Origin of the sequence: Fructilactobacillus sanfranciscensis DSM 20451 (genome assembly GCF_001436035.1) — a bacterium.
In the GTDB taxonomy this organism is placed as follows: domain Bacteria; phylum Bacillota; class Bacilli; order Lactobacillales; family Lactobacillaceae; genus Fructilactobacillus; species Fructilactobacillus sanfranciscensis.
Window position 1 is genome coordinate 74,376 of the sequence record NZ_AYYM01000002.1, and the last position, 23,900, is coordinate 98,275.

Below are 23,900 nucleotides of genomic sequence, written 5' to 3' on the forward strand. Positions count from 1 at the left end.
CTTATATCTAAAATCTATGTCAAGGTGTTTCACTTGATAGCAATTGCTATTTGTTAATTATAACAGGAAAATGATATAAATCTTGTTGATTATTTAAAATTGTTCCTGTTAATAAACCAGCTTTACACTCTAAATAATCAGCTCTATCAAAAACAGTTTTATCTACTTTTGAAATTAAAGATAATTTAAGTTCCTTTTTGATCTGATTTAAATAATTTTGACCATTTTTCGTCATTCCTAGTACCCTAAGATTCCGAGAACTATCATCAATCTGTTGCTGAGTAATTTTAAATAAAACGTAAACACAAAGTCTTTGTAATCTGGTATAAGTATACCGTTTACTTTTTACTAGTTCAATAAATTCATTAAAGTTTTTAGCCTTAATTGCAGCCCTTTTGAAAAGAAATTCTAATCCGTCTGACATTTGATATACATTTCTTAAATCAAATAATGAAGTTTGATTAATTTCATATTTTAAATATGGCCAATAGTCATCCCAAAAAAGTGGTTGTAATTTTTCAATCTGAACCGACGATTCTGGAATGAAATTAATAAATCTCGAATTACGATTCTTAATAGCTTTTCTTATCGCTTTACCGCTTGAAATTTGATGTAATAATTTATCATCACCGTGATTGCTTTCATTTCTGGCAATCGGAACTAATTTTAAATTGGCATTAAGTTTTTGCACAGCTTGAGCATACCAAAAGCCTAAGGTATCGTTTGGTAACTCTAGATTAAATCCATAATTTTCTAGCATAAACTTGCGGAAATTTTCTGGATAGCTTTCCTGATAATTTTTGAATTCATTAGAACTGGTATTAACTTCAAATGTTTTAAACTTATTAAAATCAAATTCTGGACTTTCACTACCAAATGAAAGAGATTGACATTTTAAAGCAACAATTAATTCAACAGCATTGTATGCAAAAATACTTGCAGGTTGAACTGCAGATTGAATTGGCAATTCAATTACCAAATCAACTTCATTTTCTAAGGCCATTTTAGTCCTTGTCCACTTGTCAAAAATAGCTGGTTCTCCGCGTTGAGTCCAATTACTACTCATAACTACAACTGTCACATCCGCATTAGTTAACCGTTGTGCCTGTCGTAATTGAAATAAATGGCCATTATGAAATGGATCATATTCTGCTATTATTCCAACTGCTTTTAAAGTCATTTTTAATCCTTTTCACACACAAAAAACCATCTAGTCGTTTGATCATCAACTTCTTTTTCACCAAATTCAGAACTAATTTTAATGTTCTTAAAACCAACTTTATACAATACCGATTGATATTCTTTCGCCAAATAAGTACGTTCATAATGAGTTTCTGAATATTCATCATAACCTTTAATTTCATTATTATAGTTAAAAAAGGTTAAATCATGTTCAACTGAATGGGGAAATTCACCGATATAAGTCGTCCACATAAATGCATGATCTTCATCATGAAAATTATACATATATCCTGGATACTTAACGTCAGTTTGATATGGGGTGATAACGTCAAACAAAAATTTTCCATGACGATTTAGATGGCCATAAACTTCTTTAAACATTACCTTAACTTCATTTAAATTATTAAGATAACAAATTGAATCATCAAAACAAGTAATGACGTCAAAATTACCTAATTCACTTAAATCAAGCATATTTTCGTTTAATAATGAAGGTTCAGTAAAACCTGCTTCAATTAGGTGCTCGTTTGCAATTGCTAACATATCTTCTGAAAAATCTGCACCAATTGCATCGTACCCTTTCTTTTTCATTAAAACTAGTAATCGACCAGTTCCACACGCTAAATCTAAGATCTTATCATTTTTATTAACATTATTACTTACAAAATTAACCCATTTGTTATACAAAGCATTATCAAATAATTGATCATAAAAAGTGGCAAATTCAGTGTAAATCATAATTAATCCTCAGTAATCCAGTTTGACACGTCAACTGCCTTAGCATCTGCCCATAATTTTTCTAGATTGTAAAATTCACGAGTTTCAGTCTTAAAGACATGCACAATTACATCACCTAAATCCATTAAAATCCAGTTTGATTTATCTTTACCTTCAAAATGAATAATTTTAACTCCATCCTCTTCAAGATGATCTTCAATATTATTAGCAATCGCTTTGACTTGACGTTCTGAACTTGCGTCCATCACAACAAAGTAGCGACCCATTACACTTAAATCTTCAATATTTAATACTACAATATCATTTGCACGACGTTCGTCAGCAGCCTTAACTACCGTCTCTAAAACTTTTTGGTTGTTCATATTTTCTCCTATTTAAGTCCGGCAACAATTGAATTGTAAGCTACAATTGCAGCTGGATAAATTGCTTTATTTTTACCAACTAATAATTGCATGGTTTTTTCGTTTTGAAAAATAACCCCATCCCATAAATTTTTATGAGTGATTTTTCGTGCTTCGTCAGCTTCAGAGAAATCACGATCAGGTTCAATGAAGTCAGCCATATAAGTGATTTGAGCGTACTTATCCATGTCAGGGGCACCAATTGTGTGATACTTAACAGCATTTAATATTCTAGCATCGTTAATTCCTAATTCGGCTTGCACTAAAAGATAGCCAACATAACCATGCCAAATTGCTTTACCATAGTTTAGCAAATCAGGGTCAAGATGATGTTCTTTAATTACTTTAATAAAGTCCTCATTAGGTCGTTGTTTAGCATAATCATGAACAAGCCCAGCTAATCCAGCAATTTCTGGGTTTACTCCATTTTCATTTGCTAAATCAATTGCAGTCTGTTCAACTCTTAAACAATGCTGAAATCTTTTATCATTAAGATGCTTTTTCATTTCTTCAAGAATTTCAGTACGATTCATTTTGGCGTAATTAGTATAATCATATTTAACTTCATTCATAAAGACCATTCTCCTTAATGTAATTTAGTACTTGATTGGGAACAAGATATCTCAAATCTCGATGATGCAAAATTGAATTTCTAACGTAAGTTGAAGAAATATCTATTAATGGAGAAGAAATCCATTTTACAGGATATTCTGTCTCTACTTTATTTCCCAGTCTCTTAACCCCCACAAATGTTACCATTTTTAATAAATCATTAATTCGATACCATTTTGGTAAATATTCAACCATATCACCACCAATAATAAAATAATAATCATTATTTGGATGACTTTTAGTTAACTGTACCATTGTATCAAAAGAATAACTTTTTCCACCTCGATCAACTTCAATTGTTTCTAATTTAAAATTAGAATTGTTAGCAATCGCTAACTTAATCATATTTATTCGATCAAAAGCATCAATCGTATCCTTATGGTCAATATGAGGGGGTAAATAATCTGGCATAAATAGTACTTTATCTAGTTTTAACTGAGATAGAGCTTGCTCTGCCATAATTAAATGCCCTAAATGGATGGGATTAAATGTACCACCTAAGATACCAATCTTTTTTTTTTCCATTCTTTTATAGACTAAAGACGCCGTTGGAAATATCACGGTGTTTAGGATTTGATGACTGATTAAATAATAAAACTGTTTTGCCAATGGTTTGAACTACACTGATATCACTGTTATTTTCAATAAATTCTTTTACATCATCAGTATCAACATCTGCACTTTGTTGAATACTAATTTTTACTAATTCACGACTATCGACAGCTTGATTAACCTCGTTTAACCAAAGTTCGTTTAATCCGTTTTTACCAACTGAAAAAATGGGCCGTAAATGATTAGCATTGGCACGTAAGAATCTTTTTTGTTTGCCTGTTAATTTCATAATTTCTCCTTAAAACATTGCTTTTCTAATTAAAACAGAAACACCTTTGGGAGCCCAACCAGCAATGATTGAACCTTTTGGTACGGTAACCCAACCTAAACCTTCAATTACTAAATCAGAAGTATCTTCGACTTTAAATTCATGCCTCTGAAGTGGAACAACATTTTCCTTACCCAATGGTGGATTCAATAATTCACCGGCATGTTTATCAAAAAATTCATCAGCATTTTCTGTCTTCGTACGGTGGATCATTAAATTATTATCAACGTAAACTGTAAAACCAGTCTTTGGACCTTTAACATAATCAAAACGACCAATTGCCCCCAAAAATAAAGTTTGACCATCATTTAATTGGTAAACTTTTGGCTTAATTCGCTTTTGTGGAGAGACATATTTCAAATCCTTTGGCGATAAATAATGTGCCATTTGACTTGCATGAATAACTCCTGGAGTATCAATTAAATCGTGTCCATCATCCAATGGAATTTTAATCATATCTAAAGTAGTACCTGGAAATTTTGAAGTTGTAATCACTTGTTCTTGTCCAGAAGCTTGATGGATAATTTGGTTAATCAACGTTGATTTACCGACGTTAGTTACCCCAACTACATAAACATCCCGGTTCTTTTGATATTTTTTTATAACTTCCAATAAGTCATCAACGGAACGATTAGTTTTTGCTGAAACTAATTCAATGTCAATTGGTTTAATGCCAGCTTTATTCATCATTTGACGAAGCCAATCTTTAATTTTTGATTCTTTAAATGATGATGGAAGTAAATCAACCTTATTACCTACTACTAAAATTGGATTATTTCCGACAAAGCGTTGGATTCCTGGAATAATACTTCCGTTAACATCAAAAATATCGACAACATATACGACTAAAGAGTCAGTATCTCCAATTTTACCTAATAAATGAAGGAATTCGTCATCTGAAACATCAACTGGTTGAATTTCATTGTAATGCCGTAATCTAAAACAACGTTGACAATATAATTCTCCTGATTCAAGTCCTTTTTCAATGGCTGACTTAGGTGTATAACCAGCTTTGTCTTTATCAGTATCTTGAATTAAAGCACCGCAACCAATACAATAAAGTTTTTCTTCCAGAATTTTGTTAATATCGTTATTTTCTACCATTAATAAATGTCTTCTTTCCAATTCAAGTTCGGATACTTTTTCTTGAGTTTTTTATAAACTACTGACTCAAGAAACCGATTTATTTTAGTTGGAAACATGTCAGTTTCAACCAATGGTTTAACCCAGATACTTTTAATATGGCAATTATTAGCAGCCCAAATATCTGTCATTAATTGGTCTCCAACCATTACAACCTGTTTCGGAGTTAGTTTAAAACGTTTTAAAGTTTGCTTAATCCCACGATTAAGTGGTTTTAAGGCATGTGCAACAAAAGGAATATCTAATTTTTCGACTGCAATTCCAACTCGTTTAGGATTGTTGTTAGAAACTACAATTACATTAATTCCATTTTCTTTCATAAATCTAATCCATTCATTAATTTTATTCGTGCCAATGGAATTATTCCAAGGAATTAACGTATTGTCCAAATCGGTTAAAATTGTATCAATTCCATTTTCCTTTAATTTTTCCGGTGAAATGTGATATAAACTTTCAACCATCCATGTAGGTTTAAAAGCATCTAACATAACAACCCTTCTTTCTCTTCTAATTACTTACTATTATTTTAAATCATTTAACACATAATTGGGAAGATATTGAAGAAAAAAACTTCCACCAAAGAAATTGATGGAAGTTTTTAATGTTTAAAATTAAAGAGCTTTTTTAGCTTGTTCTACTAAAGTAGCAAATGCTTCTGCATCATTAACAGCTAAGTCAGCTAACATTTTACGATTCATATCAATGTTAGCTGATTTCAAACCATGCATTAATTTACTGTAACTAATATCATTGATTCTAGCAGCAGCATTAATTCTAGTGATCCAAATCTTTCTGAAATTGCCTTTGTTGTTACGACGATCACGGAAAGCATAAGTACGTGACTTCATTACTTGATCTTTAGCAGTTTTGAAAAGACGATGCTTAGCACCGCGATATCCTTTAGCTAATTTAAGAACACGTTTACGACGGTTACGTGTGGTAGCTCCACCTTTTACTCGTGGCATATTAAAATCCCCCTATAGTTAAATTATTTTCTTAAAAGTTCAGTATAAGTTTTTACCCAAAGACTACTAATCATGTGTGTTCCACGTAAATGTCTACGTTGTTTCTTAGTTTTACCATGGAAACGGTGACTAGTATATGCATGAGCACTCTTAAGTCCACCTTTAGCGGTTTTCTTAAATCTCTTAGCAACTGCACGATTTGATTTCATTTTTGGCATAACAATATCCTCCTCTTTAATTAAAGAAATTAATTATTTCTTTCTATTAGTACTTGGTGCAAGCATTAAGAACATGCTACGTCCATCCATTTTTGCTCGTTGGGTAACGGTAGCAATATCAGAAAGTGCATCAGCCATTTTGTTAAGAACAGTCCGACCGATTTCCTTATGGGTAATGGCACGTCCTTTAAATCTGATGGATACTCTAACTTTTTCACCTTTGTCTAAGAATTTTTGAGCATTCTTAAGTTTAGTATTAAAGTCATTTGTATCAATAGTAGGACTTAATCTAATTTCCTTAACACTAACAATCTTTTGTTTCTTACGAGCTTCACGATCTTTCTTTTGTTGATTAAAGCGATATTTCCCGTAATCAAGAATTTTAGCAACTGCTGGTTTAGCGTTAGGAGCGACAAGAACCAAGTCAAGATTTGCATCTTCAGCAATTTTCATTGCTTCTTGTTTTGTCTTTAAACCAAGTTTATTTCCATTATCATCAATGATCATCATTTCGTGGGCACGAATACCATCATTAACCATTTGATCTCTCTTTGCTATAGTGGTTCACCTCCAAGTAATTTTAAAGCAGAAAAATAGCGGATACCCACAATGGATACCCGCTATCCCTATCGAAATAGGTCTTTCATTCGTAAAGCCCAGCGATTAAAATCACTTAGGCGAGAAGCGGGAAGCCTCTGCTTTTAACTATTTAATCATATCAACATTATCTAACTTTGTCAACTGATTCTTTTTCTTTGTTTGCATCTCTTGAGTAACTTGAGATATCTTTTAAAATTTCCATGACAAATTCATCAATTGACATATCACGACTATTATCTTCACCATATTTACGTACGGAAACTGTATTATTCTTAACTTCGTTTTCTCCAACCACAATGGTGTATGGAACCTTATGGGTTTGAGCATCACGAATTAAGTAACCCATCTTTTCACTACGATCATCAACATGAGAACGAATCTTAATTGCAGAAAGTTTTTCATTTAACTTACGAGCATAATCTCCGTATTTTTCATCACTAACCGGAATGATTTCAACTTGTTTAGGTGCTAACCAAGTTGGAAAAGCTCCTTTGTACATTTCAATCAAGTAAGCTGTAAATCTTTCCATAGTTGAAACAATTCCACGATGAATCATAACTGGACGATGTTCTTTACCATCTTCACCAACGTAATGTAAATCAAAGCGTTCTGGAAGCATAAAATCAAGTTGAATAGTTGATAACGTTTCTTCGTTACCAAGAGCTGTCTTAGTTTGAACATCAAGTTTTGGACCGTAGAAAGCAGCTTCACCTTCCGCTTCAACGTAATCTAAACCAAGTTCATCCATGGCACCTTTAAGCATTGATTGTGCTTTGTTCCACATTTCATCATCGTCAAAGTATTTTTCCGTATTCTTAGGATCACGATAACTAAGTCTGAATGTGTAGTTATCAATATCAAAGTCATCGTAAACATCCATCATTAATTTAAGAATCTTTTTAAATTCATCTTGAATTTGATCTGGAGCAACAAAAGTATGACCATCATTAAGTGTCATCTCACGAACCCGTTGTAATCCACTTAAGGCACCAGATTTTTCATAACGGTGCATCATTCCTAATTCAGCAATTCGAAGTGGAAGTTCACGGTATGAACGAATGTGATGTTTGTAAATTTGGATATGTGAAGGACAATTCATTGGACGTAATTCAAGCATTTCGTCATCATCCATTTCCATTGGAGGAAACATGTCTTCACGATAGTGATCCCAATGACCAGATTGTTTGTATAAATCAAGGTTAGCTAAAACGGGAGTATAAACGTGTTGATAACCATTAGCTAATTCTTTATCTGTAATGTAGCGTTCAATAGTACGACGAATGGTAGCACCATTTGGCATCCAGTAAGGCAGACCAGCACCAACTTTAGGATCTACAAAGAATAAATCTAAGTTATTCCCAATGACACGGTGGTCACGTTCTTTAGCTTCTTGACGAGCTTTTAAATCAGCTTCAAGCTCTGCTTCTTTATAAAAAGCAGTACCATAAATTCTTTGTAACATTGGGTTAGATGATTTACCTTCCCAATATGCACCAGCAACTGAAAGTAATTTGAAATGTTTAATATTTTTAAGACTAGGTGCAACTACTCCTTGAGCTAAGGTTAATACGCCGGCAATGTCATAGAATAAAATATTATCTGAATCAATTTCAGAAATGATTTTAGCTTGGTATGGATCACCATCGACTTCTTTAAGTGCCTCATCTTTGCTCAAATAAACTCGCTTTACAGAAGCGTCATTTTTAATGATTCTTTTCATTTGATTTGCTAATTCATCAAGCTCATCAGCACTAACTTGGCGTTCAGCTTTATCAGTGTCAACATAAAAACCATCTTCATCAGCAGAAATTTCACCAATTTTAATGTCATGGAATTGTTTTTTTGCAACTGTTTCTAATAATTGAGCTGCACTTTGACGAAGAACTTGTAAGCCTTCTTCTGATTCAGAAGTAATGATTTCAATTTTTCCGCCCTTTTGTAAGGGTGCAAATACATCAACTAATTCACCATCTACTTTACCAGCAACGGCCTTTTTGGCTAAACTAACTGAAATTGATTTGGCAATATCCTCAACAGAAACGCCGGCATCAAATTCTTTTTGATTTCCATCTGGAAATTCAAAAGATAACTTTGACATGATTTTTCCTCCTATAAAAAAAGTCCCTAGTATTATTCAATACCAGGGACGTCGTTAGACGCGGTTCCACCCAAATTCGTTCAGTAAACTGAACATCTCATTTGTAACCACATTATTAATTTTAATTTTAATCAAGGTGGTAAATTAACTAATCCAACGAATAACTTCCAGAAAATGTTATTCTCTCTGTGAATTCATAGCTAACTCATATCCTTGTTAATACTGTACTAACACCAACAACAAATGTCAAGAGTGATGCTTAATCATTTCTTAAATTCTTTCCGTTAACTTCAATCGGAGTAGCCAAGAATTTAATTCTCTCCATGAGCCGCTTAGCTTTTAGTGGCTCAAAATCTCCCTTAGCTGTAATTGCTAAATGTTCTTTTTCTAATTGCTCCATCGAAAAATTAGAACTAAAGAAGGTTGATAATTGATTTTGCATCCGATATTCCAAAATCACTCCCAAAATATCATCGCGAATCCAAGCTGACATCGAATCAGCTCCAATATCATCAATCATTAAAACAGGTACTTTTTTAACACAATCAACCTGATTACCTACAGAATCAGTTTTGGAATTAATCAAAGCCTTCATATCCATTGCAAATGATGGAAAGTGTAAGAATGTAGTTTTAATGTTGTCATTAGCCAGACGATGGGCAATTGCACTCAACAAGTATGACTTTCCAACTCCAAAACTTCCATAGATATAGAACCCCTTGTGATATTTCTGCGGGTTATTTTCATATGCATCAATAAAGTCAAGAGCATGAACTAAAGCATTTTCGCGAGCTGGATTTCCTTCATGATAATAATCATTAATGTTAGCATTTTGTAGCGCTTTGGACATACCTAAATCTTGAATATTATCACGAATTTGGCGTTCCCAAACCTTAGTTAGGTAGGCTTGGGTTGGTTGATAAGAAACTTCAATCGCATGATTGTTAACAACTAACTTTGGTTCATACCCATGTGCATAAGTGTCTTTTCCATTTAGCATGGCATCACGTTTATTCACAAACTCATATAAACTTGAAGCAGACTTTTTAATTGATTCATCCGTCAATGCATCACGATTAGACTCAATAAAATTTTCAACCTCTGGATCTGCATATACTTCATCCATTAATTTACGATAATTTTCTGCGTAGTTTCCGGTTGCCATAATTGCTTTAAATTTTTTTCCAACATTATCCATTATCAATCACCTCACTTCTTTTCGTTAAATTTTTTAAGCTTTTCTGCAATTAATTTTTTTTCTTTAATATTATTTGAAACTGAAGTCTGGGGGGTATGTGGTTGATCTTTTGCCCAATCAGGCAGAGTTTCTCTGACATTTAATTTAACATTTTGTTTTGATTTTTGTCTTCTTTTAGATTTTTCTGCATTAATCTTACTATCACGTGTTTTGATTTGTTTAAGTGCCTGTTCAGCAGTTTGAATATGATTTTGTGACCAATCGTTAGCAATGGTATCAACTAAATTTTTATTTAAAGTTGGATAATTATAATCAACTAGCAATAAATAAATTAACATGTTAATTACATCCGTTTTCAATACCATTCTTTCGACCAATTGTGAAATAACTCTTTCTTCAGAGCTTGTTGCATATCCATTTTTTTCTTTTTTTAAAGCATTTAAAAAAACAAGCGGTGCATAATTTTTAGCAGTCTTAATTAGTTGTTGTTCTTCATTATCGAATTGATATTCATTTGTTGTAGTATTTTTAACTGGATTAGTTTTTGCTGTTTTAAAATCAGTTTGATTATTTCTCGAAACTAAAAGTTTAAACTTTTGCATATCAAAATGATTATTAGTTAAATTCGTAGCTTGTTCAACTAATTTTGTCATCGTCATTTCATCAATACCATACAATAACTTAGTGGAAACAAATAAATCATGATTCTTTTTAATATCATCGATATTTACAAATGAACTACTCAAAATATCTAACATTAATTTGAAATCTAAATTATCATCTTTCAAGCTTTGTACCTGCTTTTCATCAGGAATTCCCGTTTGAACTTGTTTAATAATGTCTTGCTGGTTAGTAATATTTTGTTGGTTAATTGAATAAACTTCTAAGAAGTCGTGAGTAGTATCAGTTAATAGGGAAAAATCATAATCACTGGGAAGTAGTTCTTTAGATAGTTCTAAATACTTGGTTTCCCCCACCATTTCTAACAAAATTTCACTCATTAAACCATTACTAAAAAATGATGTAGCTGATAACGGCTTTGTTAATAAATACGTAACTATTTCTTTTTCATTTTGAAAAGTCTGAACTAATCCAACACCCTCAAGTTTTAAGCGCGCTTGATAAAGTTCACCACCATCAATTCCAATCCCATTCATCAATGCGAAATGTTCACGCTTATTAGAATCTTCATTCCATAATGAACTGATTAAAGCAAAAGCATTTGCCCCGATAATTGGCAAATACAGCTTGGTTAAAATTTGAAAGTCTGTCGCATTTAATTCTCCATTACGATAAACTCGATATTCTGTTTTAGGTTCAATAATTTGATTATTATTCATCTTTTTTGTTTTTCTCTTTTGATGCGTCGTCACCCATCAATTCCTTCATCTTACTATAAAATTCATTCATGTCTTTAAACTGGCGATAAACGCTTGCAAATCTAATATAGGCAATTTCATCGACATCTTTCAGCCCCGCCATAACGCCTTTGCCAATTAATTCACTGGAAACTTCATGACTACCATCATCATTATTTTCCAAATTACGTTTTGTTTCGTTAACAATTCTATTCATTTGCTCAAGTGAAACTGGTCTTTTTTCACACGACCGAATAATTCCACGTAAAACTTTTTCGGAACTAAATTCTTCTCGATTACCATCTTTTTTAACAACTAGTAATGGTGAAGCTTCAATTCTTTCAAAAGTAGTAAAACGATGACCACAATTATTACATTCTCGGCGGCGTCTAATTTCGTTACCCACTTGAATAGGACGACTTTCTAAAACTTTTGAAGATGTGTGTTGGCATTTTGGACATTTCATTTTCTTACCTCAAATCATCAAGCAAGCATAAAACTTGTTTTTTTAACTCATCAATTCCATTTGTAGAATCAATTACTACATCTGATAATTCTTTTTTTACTGATTGTGGCCACTGACTTTTCATTAGTAAGTTAGCTTTACTAATTGAGATGGTGTTTCTTTTTATCAATCGCTGCATTTGAATGACCGGATCACAAGCTATCATAATAATTTTATCAACATAAACTTGTAAGCCATTTTCAAAAAGCGTGGGTGCTTCAATAAAAATAACATCCTCATCTGTATGACTATTAATTTCTTTAATCAAAAATGGATTCAATATTCTAACTAATCTCTTTAAAGCGTTTTTATCATTAAACACAATTTCGGCAAGCTGAGAGCGATTGATTTTTCCGTTATTAGTAGTCTTTACTCCGAACAACTTAACAATTTTATTAATGACATCTTTGTTTTCATTTTCTAAATCATGAACAGTCTTATCTAAATCAATCACATCAAAATTTTTATCTTTAAGCAGTTTCCCCACGGTTGATTTACCAGACGCAATCCCACCTGTCAATGCAATCACTTTAGTCACTTAGATCACCATGTAGTTTTTGACATTTAGGACAGAAAGTCGTTCCCCTTTGTGCCACTTTAATTTTTTCCATTGTAGTTCCACAACGCTCACATTTTTCATCTTTACGCCCATAAGCATGAAGTTGATTTTGGAATTGGCCTGCTTCACCATATGCATTTGAATATGAGTGAACAGTGGTTCCGTGACCCTTGATTGCTGCAGCAATTTCTTTAACAATATTTGCTCGTAATCTTCTAATCTCATCATCACTTAATTCATTAGTAAGTTGTTCTGGATTTATTTTGGATAGCCAAAGAACTTCATCACAATAAATATTTCCTAATCCCGCAATTTTTGATTGATCTAATAAGAATCCTTTGATTTTACGATGAGATTTGTGCATGATTTCTTTCATGTAATCAAACTTCAAATCTTGCTCAGTAGGTTCAGGGCCAATTTTATTTAACCCTGATAATTTATAAACATCTTCATTTTTAACTAAAGCCATTTTTCCAAACATTCGAGTATCTTTATAGCGTAATTCACGACCATCAGTTAAATGAAAAACGACATTTGTATGCTTAGGTCTTTCAGTTTCTTCAGGTTGAACTTCATACTTTCCTTCCATTCTCAAATGGGAAACCAGTGTCAAATCATCACTCAATCTAAATAAAAGATATTTGCCTCGACGGTCAATTTGAATGATTTCTTTTCCTGCTAATTTTTTTTCAAAATCTTCAGCTGGAATATTAATCATCTTAGGGTATAAAACTTCTACAGATTTAATCTTCGATCCCTTAACTAATTTATTTAATCCTTGACGAACCGTTTGAACTTCTGGTAATTCTGGCATGAAAGCCACCTCTTTACTTTATTTTTTTATATTATACCAATCTGATCCAGAATGGCTTTCAACTTTTAATGGAACATTAAAATCAACAGTTGAATTACTGAGTAATTTGTCTGTCTTCATAATTGAGTCCATCACTTGTGGTACTAACTTTTCTAAAACTGGAATTTCTGTTTCTGGTGCTTCAAAAATTAACTCATCATGAATTTGTAAAAGCATCTTAGCTTGTAATCCTTTTTCTTTTAAAACAGATTGCATTTTAATCATTGCCGCCTTAATTATGTCAGCTGCACTTCCTTGGATGGGAGAATTCATCGCAATTCGTTCGGCAAATTGACGTTGCTGAAAACGTTTGGACTGAATTTCTGGAATGTAGCGTCGGCGATGGGAAATAGTTTCAACATATCCATGTTCTTTGGCAAATTTAACTGAATCTTCCATATATTGCTTAACACCAGGGTATTCATTAAAATATTTGTCAATGAACCGTTTAGCGTCACCATTTGAAATCCCGGTATTATGCGCTAATCCAAACGAACTAATTCCATACACAATTCCAAAGTTAACCGCTTTGGCTTGTCGTCTTAAAGTTGGTGTGATTACAGCATCTTTATCCAATTCAAATATTCTACGAGCGGTAGCTGCATGAATATCTTCTCCACTTTCGAAAGCCTCTCGCATATTTTTATCGCCAGAAATCGCAGCTAAAACACGTAATTCAATTTGAGAATAATCAGAAGAAAACAATTTCCACCCTTTATGACTAGGAACAAAAGCTTCACGAACCTTACGGCCTTCTTCAGTTCGAACGGGAATGTTTTGTAAATTAGGGTCAACGGATGATAATCGACCAGTTTGCGTTAAGGTTTGCAAGTATCGTGTGTGCACCTTACCATCATCCGTAATATCAGCTTTAATTCCGTCCAAATACGTAGAAATTAATTTAGTTAATTGACGATAATTAAGAATATTTTCAATAATTGGATGATCTGGGGCTAATTGTTCTAAAACATCAACTGCGGTTGAGTAACCAGTCTTAGTTTTTTTAATAACTGGAAGCCCCATTTTTTCGAATAACACAATTCCTAATTGTTTGGGTGAGCCGATATTAAACTCTTCACCGGCCTCTTGATAGATTTTTTGTTTGTATTCACTAACTCGTTCAGTAAATTTACTTTTTAATTCTTCTAATTTATCTTGATTAACACTAATTCCTTGAATCTCCATTGCACTCAAAACGCAAGCTAATGGAAGTTCCAAATCACGATATAAATCAGCCTGCTGATGTTCTTTTAGTTTTTCAAGCATTTGTTTTTTTAATGTTGAAATAGCTAATGCTTTTCGCACCATATGCTCGAATAATTCATGATTATCTGGAATTTGAAGGCTCTTTCCCTTGCCATAAACCTCTTCATCAGATAAAACACTGAAATAACCATGGCGATTAGCAACTTCTCCGATATCATCTTCATTATTGAGTGTATTAATTAAATATGAGACCAAAAGCATGTCAAAATCAACGCCTTGAAATCCAATCTCATTACGATGTAATCCAACAATTTGTGCTTTGGTATCAAAAATATTTTTATTAATTTCACTATTTTCTAAAATTTGTTTAATTCGTTTATCAGATAATAAGCTCATATCGCGACTAACAAACCACTTTTTTCCATTGCCAATTACGAAACCTAATTGTTCAGCCGTATGGTAGTTAGGATTAATTGTTTCAAGATTAAAAGTTATTTCATTACCTAAACTATTAACTTCATCGAGATTTTCTTTACTTAACTCAGTAAATTCAACTTCTGGTAGTTCAATTTTAGAGGTTCCAAGTTGATTATCGGCATTATTTGAACTATTCAAAAATGATTTAAATCCCATTTTTTTATAAAAATCAGATAATTCTGGTTCTTGTGGACCCTTGTAAATTAAATCAGCAAGTTTAATATCAATTGGTGCGTTAGTATCAATTGTAGCTAATTTCTTTGAAAGAAATGCTTGCTTCTCATCGTTTACCAAATGTTCTTTTAATTTTTTAGCCGTAATTTCATCAATATGGTCATAAAGACCCTGAACCGTACCATACTGTTTAATTAATTTAATTGCTGTTTTCGGACCAACTTTTTCTACACCTGGATAATTATCAGAAGTATCACCTTGAAGTCCCTTAATATCAATAATTTGTTCAGGATTTATACCCATATTCTTTTTTACATAAGTCGGTGTATAATCTTCAAGATCACTGACCCCTTTTTTGGAAACTTTAACGGTTGTTTTCTCAGAACAAAGTTGAGTTAAATCGCGGTCTCCAGTAATAATATCAACGTGATAACCCTCTTTTTCAGCCATCTTAGCCGTTGTACCGATAATATCATCAGCTTCATAATCTTTTAATTCATAAGTTTTGATTCCTCGAGCTTTTAGCAAATCCATCACATAAGGAAATTGTTCCCTCAACTCGTCAGGAATTTTTGCTCGGCCTGCTTTATAATCAGAATACATTTTTGTTCGAAAGGTCTTTTTACCAGCATCAAATGCTGCTAAAACAGTTGTTGGTTTGATATCAGCTAAGATATCATTTAACATCCGATTAAATCCATAAACTGCACTTGTATGTAATCCGTCTGGACTAGTGAATCTATCCATTGAGGTATATAAAGCAAAAAATGCCTTATAAGTTAATGAATTCCCATCAATTAATAAAAGTTTTTTTTCGGTCATCTGGAAATTCCTCCAAATTTATTTCTTATATTTTAACACTACTTTTTTAGCAAAAAAAAGCATGACTTATCGTCATACTTTATTTTTAGTTATTTTTTTTACTTAAATGACTAAGTAAGTCTTCATAACTTCTTTCGTATTTTTGGATATCCCCAGCTCCCATAAAAATGACAACTGCATCGTGATAATTTAATAATGGTGAAACATTGTCTTCTTTAATCAAGGATGCACCAGGAATTTTATTAACTAAATCTTGACTACTAATGTTACCTGATTTTTCCCGAGGGGAACCGTAAATTTTAGTAATATAAACTTGATCAGCTTTTGAAAGAGTTTTCGCAAAATCATCAAGATATGCAATCGTTCTACTAAAAGTATGTGGTTGAAAAACAGCAATAATCTCTTTGTTAGGAAATTCTTGCCGAGCAGCATCTAAAGTTGCTTTAATTTCAGATGGGTGATGAGCATAATCATCAATAATTGTCATATCTCCAACTTTGATTTTTGAGAATCGACGTTTAACCCCCTGAAAAGTTAGTAATTCACGTTGAATTTCATCTAAATCAACTTCTTCAAAATATGAAACAGCTATTACTGCAAGCGAATTAAGAACGTTATGTTCACCAAACAAAGGAATTTCAAAACGTCCTAAATCTTCACCTCTAAAAATTACATTGAACGTTGAGCCAGAAGTAGTTCGCTTAATATCAACTGCTCTAAAGTCATCCTTTTCGCCCGTTCCATAGTAGTAAACAGGAACATCTGCTTTAATCTTACGAAGATATGGATCATCTCCCCAAGCAAAAATTCCCTTTTGAACATGCGTAGCAAAAGTTTGAAATGCATCAAAAACATCTTCAATTCCAGTATAGTAATCAGGATGATCAAAATCGATGTTTGTCATAATTGCATAATCAGGATAAGTTGGCATAAAGTGACGACGATATTCATCAGCTTCATAGACAAAGAATCGAGCATCAGGAAGGGCATTTCCAGTACCATCACCAACTAAATAATCGGTAGGTGCAATTCCACTAAGAACATGAGCTAATAAACCCGTTGTACTAGTTTTACCGTGAGCCCCGCATACCGCGATACTGGTAAAACCTTTAATTAATTCTCCCAAAAATTCTGGATATCTAAAAATTGGTAATCCTAATTCTTTTGCTCGAACCACTTCAGGTTGGCTATCTTCAAAAGCATTTCCAACGATTAATGTCATACCTTTTTTAATATTATTTGGATTAAATGTAAATACTTTAATTCCAGCATCTTCTAATCCCTTTTGGGTAAAGGTGTATTTTTCAATGTCGGAACCTTCCACAGTACAACCCATGTCTTTAACAACAAGTGCCATGGCACTCATACCGGTTCCTTTAATTCCAACAAAATAATAAGTCGTATTTTTATCAATTTTTAATTCTGGTTTAGTCATTATTTATGAAAACTCCTTTTATTTTCTTTACTAGTAAATATCATACCATTTATTGCTTTTGGTAATTAGATATTTAATTTATGAAAATCATCTTCCGTTAAATAAACATCACGTGGCTTTGAACCATGTTGTCCTGAAATGAAATTATTTTTTTCCAAATCATCAATAATGGTTGCCGCTCGATTGTATCCAATGGAAAATACTCGTTGTAACTTAGAAGTAGAAACATTATCTTCTTCAGCAATATATTCTAACACTCTTTTCCAAATTTCATCATGTTTTGCCGCCTGATCAACACTCTTTAAAAGTGACTTGGGATCAAAATCATAATGAACTGTTCCTTGGTTTCGAACAAAATTAGTTACTTTTTCAACTTCTTTATTGGTAACAAATGCCCCTTGAAGACGTTCGGGTTTATTAGCGCCATTGGCTTGATAAAGCATGTCACCCTTCCCTAACAAACGTTCGGCACCAGCTTGATCAATAATTGTTCTTGAATCTATTTGACTAGAAACCATAAAAGCAATTCGTGTAGGAATATTATTCTTAATTGTTCCAGTTACAATATCAACACTTGGACGTTGAGTAGCAACAATTAAATGAATTCCAGCAGCACGTGCTTTTTGAGTAATTCGAACAATATAATCTTGTACTTCACTAGAAGCAACCATCATCAAATCAGCTAATTCATCAATGACAACTAAAATATATGGTAATTTATCTTGGTCTCTATCAGTTTCATGAGCCTTTTTATTATATTGTTCAATATTACGAACTCCCGCCGCTGCTAATCTATCATAGCGATTATCCATTTCATTTGTTACCCACTTCAATGCTGCAGAAGCTTCCTTTGGATCGGAAATAACCGGTGAAATAAGGTGAGGAATTTCATTGTACGGCGCTAATTCTACAGCCTTTGGATCAATTAAAATCATCCGCAAATCACTTGGAGAAGCGTGATAAAGCAATGACAACAACAAACTATTGATAAAAACACTTTTCCCAGAACCAGTTGCCCCAGCAATTAAGGCATGTGGCATTTTATTTAGGTCAGCCACAACTGGGTTTCCTTCAATATCGACCCCCATCGCAACCTCAGTAACAGAATCATTATTTTTGAATTTAGGTTCTTCAAGTATTTCTGACAACATAACTGGACGAGGATGGCGATTAGGAATTTCAATTCCAACTGTTGATTTCCCAGGAATTGGGGCTTCAATTCGAATATCTTTGGCTGCTAAAGCCATTTTTAAATCATCTGTTAAATTGGTAACTTTACTGACTTTTACACCTAAGTCCAACTTAACTTGAAATTGTGTAACCGTGGGACCATTAGTCCAATCAACTACATGTCCCTTAACATGAAAAGCTTGTAAAGTATTGTCTAATGTAATTGCTTGTTCTGTAATCCAATCATCCATATCAGAATCAACATCGTCAACTGGGGAAACTAATAAATTATCATTAGGGTACAAATAATTAATATTATTAAATTTTGTTGATTTTGATTGAGTAATAAAATAACCATTACCATCACTCGTCTGTAAATTTTTTGCTGGATCTTGAATATTTTCATTTTTCGTTAATTCGCGATTATCTATTTTTGAATTATTTGTATTAGAATTATTGGATTTTTTATTATCAGTTGAATCAACTACTTTTTGTTCACTATTATTAAACAAAGGTAATTTGTCAGCCAATCCTGATTCATCTTTCAATATATCACTAAGAGAATGACCCAATCCCCTATTGTTATTATGTTTTTGCTTATGTTGTAGTGAGTTATCCACAGTGTTTTCATTTTTGTTTTCATAATTTTCTTCCAGCTGTTTTTGTTCATTTTTAGAAGACAAATCATATTTTCTGGATAATTCATTATTTTCATTTTCTTCAATTAAATCAGTATTAGAGGAATTAGAAACTTCTTGAGAAGTTATTACCTTTTTTTGACTTAAAAGATCATTGTTTTTATTTAAATCGATTTTAGGTATTAAAACTGATTTATCATCATCTTTCGCAAGCAAAATTAAATCTTGCATATTTTCTAAATTTTCAATCGCCCGTCTATAGCGATCAGTAAACTTATTAGTCCATCGATTAAAAACTTTTTCTGTCGAAAAATGGTTCTCAGGCTGAAAAGACTTAGTCTGTTCAACTAAGCTAGATCTCGATTCAGCATTCTTTGATTTAATGAAATATTGCTTTGCTTGGTTCGATTTTATTTTAATTTTATTTTCGTTATCTCTACCTTTATAGTTAATTGACTTAGGAGTAACTTGACCAGCTTTGTTGTTTTTAAAGAGATTTTCACCTTTAAAATATTTTCTGAAAAAAGCTGGCCCATCATAACGATCCATATTTTTCACCTTAACTTTATTTATGTATAAAAAAACGAATAGATTCTATTCGTCGAAAAGTGTTTTTGCTTTATCAAAATCAAAGGGTTCACCGATTTTATATGAATCAGGTAAAATTAGTGCCCCAGGACGATCAGGAGCATTAGGAATTTTAAGTTCTCTACCAGAACAAATCATTCCATCACTTTCTACATCTTTTAATTCACTTGGCCAAATAATCAAACCATTTGGCATCATGGCACCAACTTCAGCAACAACCACTTTGATGCCTTCTTGCATATTAGGTGAGCTACTTACAATTTGAAGGGTCTTTCCATCTTCAACTTCTGTTTCAGTGATGTACAAATGGCTTGATTTAGGATGTTCTTTCATTGATTTAACGAATCCAACCACAAATTTAGGTGAGACTTTACTAGGTAATTTAGTGTCAAATCCGGCTGAAACAATTGCTTCATTTAATTTATCGATTTGATTATCAGATAAAATAACCTGTCCATTTTGATTTTTAATTTCTGGAGTAATTGAACTAACATTAAAAATGTTATACCCAATTATTTTTCCATCTTCGTTTTTAAGCGCAACAATATTACCATTTTTTTTGCTAGTTTGAATCCCTTTATCTTGTCCTAAGACAACGATTAAAACATCACCAATTTGTTTGAAATTGTAACTTGCAATCATCATATTAAAAGCTCCTATTTTTATTCTGTTGGTAAAGATTTAATAAAATTTTCTACTTCTTCTTTACTCTTACGATCTTTGTTAACTAAACGTCCAATTTCTTTTCCATTACTAAACGCAACAAAACTTGGAATTCCAAAAACGTCTAAATCTTTACATAAATCAATATTATCATCTCTATCAACCTTAATGAAGGTAAATTCAGGGAATTCTTTAATAATTTCTGGCATTGCCGGCTTGATAAAATTACAATCAGGACACCAATCAGCAGTGAAAAACAAAATGTATCTGCCTTTTGCTAACTTATTTTTAAGCTCTTTTTCATTGATTACAGCTAATTCTTCCATAGTTACATCTCTTCTTTCTAATTTTATCGTTCATAAAAATTAAATTGTTATATAATAAATCTAATTAATCAAACTGAAAGGAAATCAGTTCAATGCCAAAGAAAAAATTATTTATCCCTGCAATTTTATCATTAGTTGGAACGTCAGCTTATCTAATCACAAAAAAGCGAAAAGAAACAAAACAAGATAATATTCGCCAAGCGTTAACTAAATCTTTAAGTCAACGCTTTGGAAAAGAAAATATCAAGGGATACTGGATTGACTTCAATAATGATCAAGGATTGGAATATGCTTGCGGGGTAAACATCGAAAATGACGATGCCGTAGTGGATTCTTACACATTTATTTTCAACCCCGAAAATAATGAAACTTATAGTTTCAAAATTATCAATTCTTCATTTAAATAATTAAATTTATTTTTAAAATTTGGCTACAATCTTATAGATTGGGCCTTTTTGTTTGAATTTTTCTTCGTATTCTGTTTCAACGTTTTCTGCAATTGTTTCTTCATCACTATGATGAAGATCAAGACTTACCATTTCAAATTTCATCCCATAATTGTTTAAACTAACTAATGAATATTCAAACAATCCGCGATTATCAGTTTTAAATTCTAGTTCAGAATTATCAGGTAGAATATTCTCATAACTTTTAAGGAATGTCTTATAAGTTAAACGACGTTTTTCATGTCGACTTTTTGGCCATGGATCAGAAAAATTAAGATAAACTTTTGAAACTTCTCCCTTTTCAAAAAAGGTGTCAACATTTGCTCCATCCGTTAAAATTAATTGAACATTATCTAATTCACCTTCGACTGCTTTTTGCACAGCCATAGCTAACACAGAATCTTGTAAATCAATTCCAATATAATTAATTTCGGGATGCTTTTTTGCCATACCAATAATAAATTGACCTTTACCAGAACCAACTTCAACATGAATGGGTTGTGATTTTTTAAATCTTGATTCCCACTTACCAATCAATTTTTCTGGTTCCGTGATCAAGTACTCTGGGTGTGCTTCCATGTATGGAACAGCCCACTTCTTTTTTCTAACTCTCATTATAAAAACTCCATTTCATTTTTAATTTTCAAATTTACTTTTAAGGTAAGGACCAGTTAAACAGTAAATCTCGAATAAACCAACAATTAGGGCAAAACCAATAAATTGAATTGATGTTCCACTGATTAACATTCCGATTGTTAATACTAAAATCTCGATTGATAACATAGTTCTAACTACGATTCTAAAATTATACATTCGCGTTTTTTCACTTATTGGATAAATATGCACAAAAACATTATCGTCAAATATCTTATAAAAAGGAATTAACTGGAATCCAACTAAGTAAATAAACAAATCATAAATACATAAACTTAATACATTATTTTTCACAAAAACAATCACCAAAAATCCAATGATTATCAATCTAAAGTACAAGGAACTAATCTCCCCGTCGCGAATAAACGTTAATAGATATAGCTTAGTAAAGGTATTGTTGTGAATAGTTTTTACTGATTTAAGCAGTGGACTTGCCCACCTTCTCCGTTTAACTTTCGGTTTAACTTCTGGAACATCTTGAAATAGACTGAAAAAACGATAAATATTTGCCATCCGTCGCTCTTCATTGTCAATTAAATATTTCCAATCAAGTAAATTAGCTAATCGATTAAGTGCTAATTGTAACAAGATTGAAAAAAACAGTGCAAGTGCAATCCCAACAGACAGATTAACGTATAATGTCACGATTAAAACGATAGCGGGGATAATTAAATTAACAATTACTTTTTCAAAAATTGATTTAGGAAAATCTAAATAAAAATTTGCCCAATTATTTTTAAGAATTAACCATTTTAAAATTAAAATTAAACAAAACAACTCAATTATTTGAATTCCATTCCAATGCAAACTAATACTTACAAAGGGCATCAAAATAAAAACAACTAAAGCTTCAAATAAAAATGCCAAAGTTAAACTATAGTAAAACGAAGACTTTAAATATGATCCAAACTCATATTCTTTTGGTGCAATAAAAACTTTATCAGGCTGTTTTATTAAGGCAGCCATACCACAAATTTGTAAAGCAATTACTAAAACTAAGATTATAACAACTTTTTCCCACCAAAGTCCCCCAACGACTTCTTTTAAAAAGTTAGAATAAACTAATCCTAGTGCCCCAATGAAAAACATTAAAGCAATTACAAAAAAATCATTAAAAACATATTTTAAATACCGTGTCATTTCTTTAAAATGTAAACCTAATCGATGTTTAAAGAAATTATTCATGATTATCATCCTTTTTTGCCAAAGCAAGATAAATTTCATTTAAAGAATGGCCCAAATCGTTAAAATGTTGTTTAATTTCATTCATGCTACCTTCATAACTAATGCTTCCATCATTAATCAAAACAAAGCGATCACAGTATTTTTCAGCCGTATCAAGTACATGCGTTGACATCAAAATACTAGCACCTTCGTGTTTCTTTTCATTAATTAGTTGTAGTAAATCATTAACTGCTAGCGGGTCTAATCCAAGAAATGGTTCGTCGATCACAAATAATTTGGCATCTGTGATAAAAGCACAAACAATCATTACTTTTTGCCGCATTCCTTTGGAAAAGTTAGAAGGAAACCAGTCAAGTTTATTATCCAATCGAAAAATCTTTAATAATTTTTGTGCACGTTTCCAGGCATCGTCTGAATCAAGATTATATGCCATAATAGTTGTCTCAATATGTTCCCGCAAAGTTAATTCATTGTATAGAATTGGCATTTCAGGTATATAAGCAATCTGTTGTTTATATTTTTCAATATTATCCGTAATTTGTATTCCATTAACTGTAATTGTTCCAGAAAAAGGTGTCATTAAACCCATAATATGATTAATGGTTGTTGACTTCCCTGATCCGTTAAGTCCAATTAATGAAACAAGTTCGCCATCTTTAACATCAAAAGTCTCATTCTTTAAAACTGGAATACTTGAATATCCCCCAGTTAATTTATTAACTTTTAAACTCATTTAAACTCTCTTTTCTGAATGGAATGTTTTCTTAATTATATCACAAGATTAACTTTTCTAATTACGCCATATT

Annotated in this window: 26 protein-coding genes and 1 other annotated feature; of the genes, 1 reads left to right on the plus strand and 25 read right to left on the minus strand. The window is 32.1% G+C overall.

From position 1 onward, the window contains the following. Window positions 1-46: 46 nt before the first annotated feature. The 22 genes from FD36_RS01205 to FD36_RS01310 all read right to left on the minus strand — a co-directional run bounded on the left by FD36_RS01205 (window position 47) and on the right by FD36_RS01310 (window position 20,836). Entirely contained in the window at window positions 47-1,180 is a 1,134-nt protein-coding gene (locus FD36_RS01205) for a nucleotidyltransferase (RefSeq protein WP_056957614.1), read from the minus strand. Between the two features lie 2 nt (window positions 1,181-1,182). Then, window positions 1,183-1,920: a class I SAM-dependent DNA methyltransferase gene (locus tag FD36_RS01210; protein ID WP_056957615.1), complete on the minus strand. Its 738-nt coding sequence runs from the start codon at window positions 1,918-1,920 to the stop codon at window positions 1,183-1,185. Window positions 1,921-1,922: 2 nt separating this feature from the next. Continuing rightward, window positions 1,923-2,282, minus strand: a complete 360-nt coding sequence (rsfS, locus tag FD36_RS01215) for a ribosome silencing factor (RefSeq protein ID WP_014081908.1) — start codon at window positions 2,280-2,282, stop codon at window positions 1,923-1,925. An 8-nt stretch (window positions 2,283-2,290) separates the two neighbouring features. Further along, complete coding sequence (gene yqeK / locus FD36_RS01220; RefSeq protein ID WP_056957616.1) at window positions 2,291-2,893, minus strand: bis(5'-nucleosyl)-tetraphosphatase (symmetrical) YqeK; 603 nt, start codon at window positions 2,891-2,893, stop codon at window positions 2,291-2,293. Continuing rightward, window positions 2,886-3,458: a nicotinate-nucleotide adenylyltransferase gene (locus FD36_RS01225; RefSeq protein WP_056957617.1), complete on the minus strand. Its 573-nt coding sequence runs from the start codon at window positions 3,456-3,458 to the stop codon at window positions 2,886-2,888. The genes yqeK and FD36_RS01225 overlap by 8 nt, the downstream gene beginning before the upstream one ends. Window positions 3,459-3,462: 4 nt before the next feature. Then, window positions 3,463-3,774, minus strand: a complete 312-nt coding sequence (gene yhbY / locus FD36_RS01230; RefSeq protein ID WP_014081905.1) for a ribosome assembly RNA-binding protein YhbY — start codon at window positions 3,772-3,774, stop codon at window positions 3,463-3,465. A gap of 9 nt (window positions 3,775-3,783) precedes the next feature. Continuing rightward, window positions 3,784-4,917 (minus strand): ribosome biogenesis GTPase YqeH, encoded by a 1,134-nt coding sequence (gene yqeH, locus FD36_RS01235; RefSeq protein ID WP_041817706.1) that lies wholly within the window; start codon window positions 4,915-4,917, stop codon window positions 3,784-3,786. After that, entirely contained in the window at window positions 4,917-5,444 is a 528-nt protein-coding gene (locus tag FD36_RS01240) for a YqeG family HAD IIIA-type phosphatase (RefSeq protein WP_056957618.1), read from the minus strand. Before FD36_RS01240 ends, yqeH begins: the two co-directional genes overlap by 1 nt. Before the next feature lie 123 nt (window positions 5,445-5,567). Continuing rightward, on the minus strand, window positions 5,568-5,921 hold the full coding sequence (gene rplT / locus FD36_RS01245; protein ID WP_014081902.1) for a 50S ribosomal protein L20: 354 nt from the start codon (window positions 5,919-5,921) through the stop codon (window positions 5,568-5,570). A 23-nt stretch (window positions 5,922-5,944) separates the two neighbouring features. Then, the gene (rpmI, locus tag FD36_RS01250; protein ID WP_014081901.1) at window positions 5,945-6,139 is read right to left on the minus strand and encodes a 50S ribosomal protein L35; all 195 of its coding nucleotides are present in this window, start codon (window positions 6,137-6,139) and stop codon (window positions 5,945-5,947) included. Window positions 6,140-6,172: 33 nt separating this feature from the next. Next, window positions 6,173-6,679 (minus strand): translation initiation factor IF-3, encoded by a 507-nt coding sequence (infC, locus tag FD36_RS01255; protein WP_041817703.1) that lies wholly within the window; start codon window positions 6,677-6,679, stop codon window positions 6,173-6,175. 42 nt (window positions 6,680-6,721) lie between these two features. After that, window positions 6,722-6,846, minus strand: a sequence feature (ribosomal protein L20 leader region). 17 nt (window positions 6,847-6,863) lie between these two features. Next, a complete protein-coding gene (gene thrS, locus FD36_RS01260) occupies window positions 6,864-8,837 on the minus strand; it encodes a threonine--tRNA ligase (protein ID WP_014081899.1) in 1,974 nt (657 codons plus the stop codon). A 259-nt stretch (window positions 8,838-9,096) separates the two neighbouring features. Then, complete coding sequence (dnaI, locus tag FD36_RS01265; RefSeq protein ID WP_056957619.1) at window positions 9,097-10,035, minus strand: primosomal protein DnaI; 939 nt, start codon at window positions 10,033-10,035, stop codon at window positions 9,097-9,099. An 11-nt stretch (window positions 10,036-10,046) separates the two neighbouring features. Further along, the gene (locus FD36_RS01270) at window positions 10,047-11,375 is read right to left on the minus strand and encodes a DnaD domain protein (protein WP_056957620.1); all 1,329 of its coding nucleotides are present in this window, start codon (window positions 11,373-11,375) and stop codon (window positions 10,047-10,049) included. Then, entirely contained in the window at window positions 11,368-11,859 is a 492-nt protein-coding gene (nrdR, locus tag FD36_RS01275) for a transcriptional regulator NrdR (protein WP_056957621.1), read from the minus strand. Before nrdR ends, FD36_RS01270 begins: the two co-directional genes overlap by 8 nt. 4 nt (window positions 11,860-11,863) lie before the next feature. Then, window positions 11,864-12,436, minus strand: a complete 573-nt coding sequence (gene coaE, locus FD36_RS01280) for a dephospho-CoA kinase (RefSeq protein ID WP_014081895.1) — start codon at window positions 12,434-12,436, stop codon at window positions 11,864-11,866. Next, window positions 12,429-13,271, minus strand: a complete 843-nt coding sequence (mutM, locus tag FD36_RS01285; protein ID WP_056957622.1) for a DNA-formamidopyrimidine glycosylase — start codon at window positions 13,269-13,271, stop codon at window positions 12,429-12,431. The genes coaE and mutM overlap by 8 nt, the downstream gene beginning before the upstream one ends. Before the next feature lie 18 nt (window positions 13,272-13,289). After that, complete coding sequence (gene polA / locus FD36_RS01290; RefSeq protein ID WP_056957623.1) at window positions 13,290-15,989, minus strand: DNA polymerase I; 2,700 nt, start codon at window positions 15,987-15,989, stop codon at window positions 13,290-13,292. An 85-nt stretch (window positions 15,990-16,074) separates the two neighbouring features. Next, window positions 16,075-17,403: a UDP-N-acetylmuramate--L-alanine ligase gene (gene murC, locus FD36_RS01295; protein ID WP_056957667.1), complete on the minus strand. Its 1,329-nt coding sequence runs from the start codon at window positions 17,401-17,403 to the stop codon at window positions 16,075-16,077. Window positions 17,404-17,489: 86 nt separating this feature from the next. Further along, the gene (locus FD36_RS01300; RefSeq protein ID WP_056957624.1) at window positions 17,490-19,781 is read right to left on the minus strand and encodes a DNA translocase FtsK; all 2,292 of its coding nucleotides are present in this window, start codon (window positions 19,779-19,781) and stop codon (window positions 17,490-17,492) included. 45 nt (window positions 19,782-19,826) lie between these two features. Beyond that, on the minus strand, window positions 19,827-20,465 hold the full coding sequence (gene ytpR, locus FD36_RS01305) for a YtpR family tRNA-binding protein (protein ID WP_056957625.1): 639 nt from the start codon (window positions 20,463-20,465) through the stop codon (window positions 19,827-19,829). Window positions 20,466-20,482: 17 nt separating this feature from the next. Further along, window positions 20,483-20,836 carry a thioredoxin family protein gene (locus FD36_RS01310; RefSeq protein WP_014081890.1) on the minus strand — a complete coding sequence of 118 codons (354 nt, stop codon included), beginning with the start codon at window positions 20,834-20,836 and terminating at the stop codon, window positions 20,483-20,485. Window positions 20,837-20,901: 65 nt separating this feature from the next. Here FD36_RS01310 and FD36_RS01315 point away from each other — a divergent pair, with 65 nt between their 5' ends. Next, the gene (locus tag FD36_RS01315) at window positions 20,902-21,216 is read left to right on the plus strand and encodes a hypothetical protein (protein ID WP_056957626.1); all 315 of its coding nucleotides are present in this window, start codon (window positions 20,902-20,904) and stop codon (window positions 21,214-21,216) included. A 12-nt stretch (window positions 21,217-21,228) separates the two neighbouring features. Here FD36_RS01315 and trmB read toward each other — a convergent pair whose 3' ends face one another. The 3 genes from trmB to FD36_RS01330 are packed head-to-tail and all read right to left on the minus strand — an operon-like array spanning window position 21,229 to window position 23,827. Then, window positions 21,229-21,870 (minus strand): tRNA (guanosine(46)-N7)-methyltransferase TrmB, encoded by a 642-nt coding sequence (gene trmB, locus FD36_RS01320; protein WP_014081888.1) that lies wholly within the window; start codon window positions 21,868-21,870, stop codon window positions 21,229-21,231. A 21-nt stretch (window positions 21,871-21,891) separates the two neighbouring features. Then, a complete protein-coding gene (locus FD36_RS01325; RefSeq protein WP_056957627.1) occupies window positions 21,892-23,094 on the minus strand; it encodes an ABC transporter permease in 1,203 nt (400 codons plus the stop codon). Then, window positions 23,087-23,827, minus strand: a complete 741-nt coding sequence (locus tag FD36_RS01330) for an ABC transporter ATP-binding protein (RefSeq protein WP_056957628.1) — start codon at window positions 23,825-23,827, stop codon at window positions 23,087-23,089. The genes FD36_RS01325 and FD36_RS01330 overlap by 8 nt, the downstream gene beginning before the upstream one ends. Window positions 23,828-23,900 lie beyond the last annotated feature (73 nt).

Bases quoted from the DNA above. Each gene is read 5' to 3' on its own strand.
- FD36_RS01205 (WP_056957614.1), bottom strand. From the start codon at position 1,180: ATGACTTTAAAAGCAGTTGGAATAATAGCAGAATATGATCCATTTCAT.
- FD36_RS01210 (WP_056957615.1), bottom strand. From the start codon at position 1,920: ATGATTTACACTGAATTTGCCACTTTTTATGATCAATTATTTGATAAT.
- rsfS (WP_014081908.1), bottom strand. From the start codon at position 2,282: ATGAACAACCAAAAAGTTTTAGAGACGGTAGTTAAGGCTGCTGACGAA.
- yqeK (WP_056957616.1), bottom strand. From the start codon at position 2,893: ATGAATGAAGTTAAATATGATTATACTAATTACGCCAAAATGAATCGT.
- FD36_RS01225 (WP_056957617.1), bottom strand. From the start codon at position 3,458: ATGGAAAAAAAAAAGATTGGTATCTTAGGTGGTACATTTAATCCCATC.
- yhbY (WP_014081905.1), bottom strand. From the start codon at position 3,774: ATGAAATTAACAGGCAAACAAAAAAGATTCTTACGTGCCAATGCTAAT.
- yqeH (WP_041817706.1), bottom strand. From the start codon at position 4,917: ATGGTAGAAAATAACGATATTAACAAAATTCTGGAAGAAAAACTTTAT.
- FD36_RS01240 (WP_056957618.1), bottom strand. From the start codon at position 5,444: ATGTTAGATGCTTTTAAACCTACATGGATGGTTGAAAGTTTATATCAC.
- rplT (WP_014081902.1), bottom strand. From the start codon at position 5,921: ATGCCACGAGTAAAAGGTGGAGCTACCACACGTAACCGTCGTAAACGT.
- rpmI (WP_014081901.1), bottom strand. From the start codon at position 6,139: ATGCCAAAAATGAAATCAAATCGTGCAGTTGCTAAGAGATTTAAGAAA.
- infC (WP_041817703.1), bottom strand. From the start codon at position 6,679: ATGGTTAATGATGGTATTCGTGCCCACGAAATGATGATCATTGATGAT.
- thrS (WP_014081899.1), bottom strand. From the start codon at position 8,837: ATGTCAAAGTTATCTTTTGAATTTCCAGATGGAAATCAAAAAGAATTT.
- dnaI (WP_056957619.1), bottom strand. From the start codon at position 10,035: ATGGATAATGTTGGAAAAAAATTTAAAGCAATTATGGCAACCGGAAAC.
- FD36_RS01270 (WP_056957620.1), bottom strand. From the start codon at position 11,375: ATGAATAATAATCAAATTATTGAACCTAAAACAGAATATCGAGTTTAT.
- nrdR (WP_056957621.1), bottom strand. From the start codon at position 11,859: ATGAAATGTCCAAAATGCCAACACACATCTTCAAAAGTTTTAGAAAGT.
- mutM (WP_056957622.1), bottom strand. From the start codon at position 13,271: ATGCCAGAATTACCAGAAGTTCAAACGGTTCGTCAAGGATTAAATAAA.
- polA (WP_056957623.1), bottom strand. From the start codon at position 15,989: ATGACCGAAAAAAAACTTTTATTAATTGATGGGAATTCATTAACTTAT.
- FD36_RS01300 (WP_056957624.1), bottom strand. From the start codon at position 19,781: ATGGATCGTTATGATGGGCCAGCTTTTTTCAGAAAATATTTTAAAGGT.
- ytpR (WP_056957625.1), bottom strand. From the start codon at position 20,465: ATGATGATTGCAAGTTACAATTTCAAACAAATTGGTGATGTTTTAATC.
- FD36_RS01315 (WP_056957626.1), top strand. From the start codon at position 20,902: ATGCCAAAGAAAAAATTATTTATCCCTGCAATTTTATCATTAGTTGGA.
- trmB (WP_014081888.1), bottom strand. From the start codon at position 21,870: ATGAGAGTTAGAAAAAAGAAGTGGGCTGTTCCATACATGGAAGCACAC.
- FD36_RS01325 (WP_056957627.1), bottom strand. From the start codon at position 23,094: ATGAATAATTTCTTTAAACATCGATTAGGTTTACATTTTAAAGAAATG.
- FD36_RS01330 (WP_056957628.1), bottom strand. From the start codon at position 23,827: ATGAGTTTAAAAGTTAATAAATTAACTGGGGGATATTCAAGTATTCCA.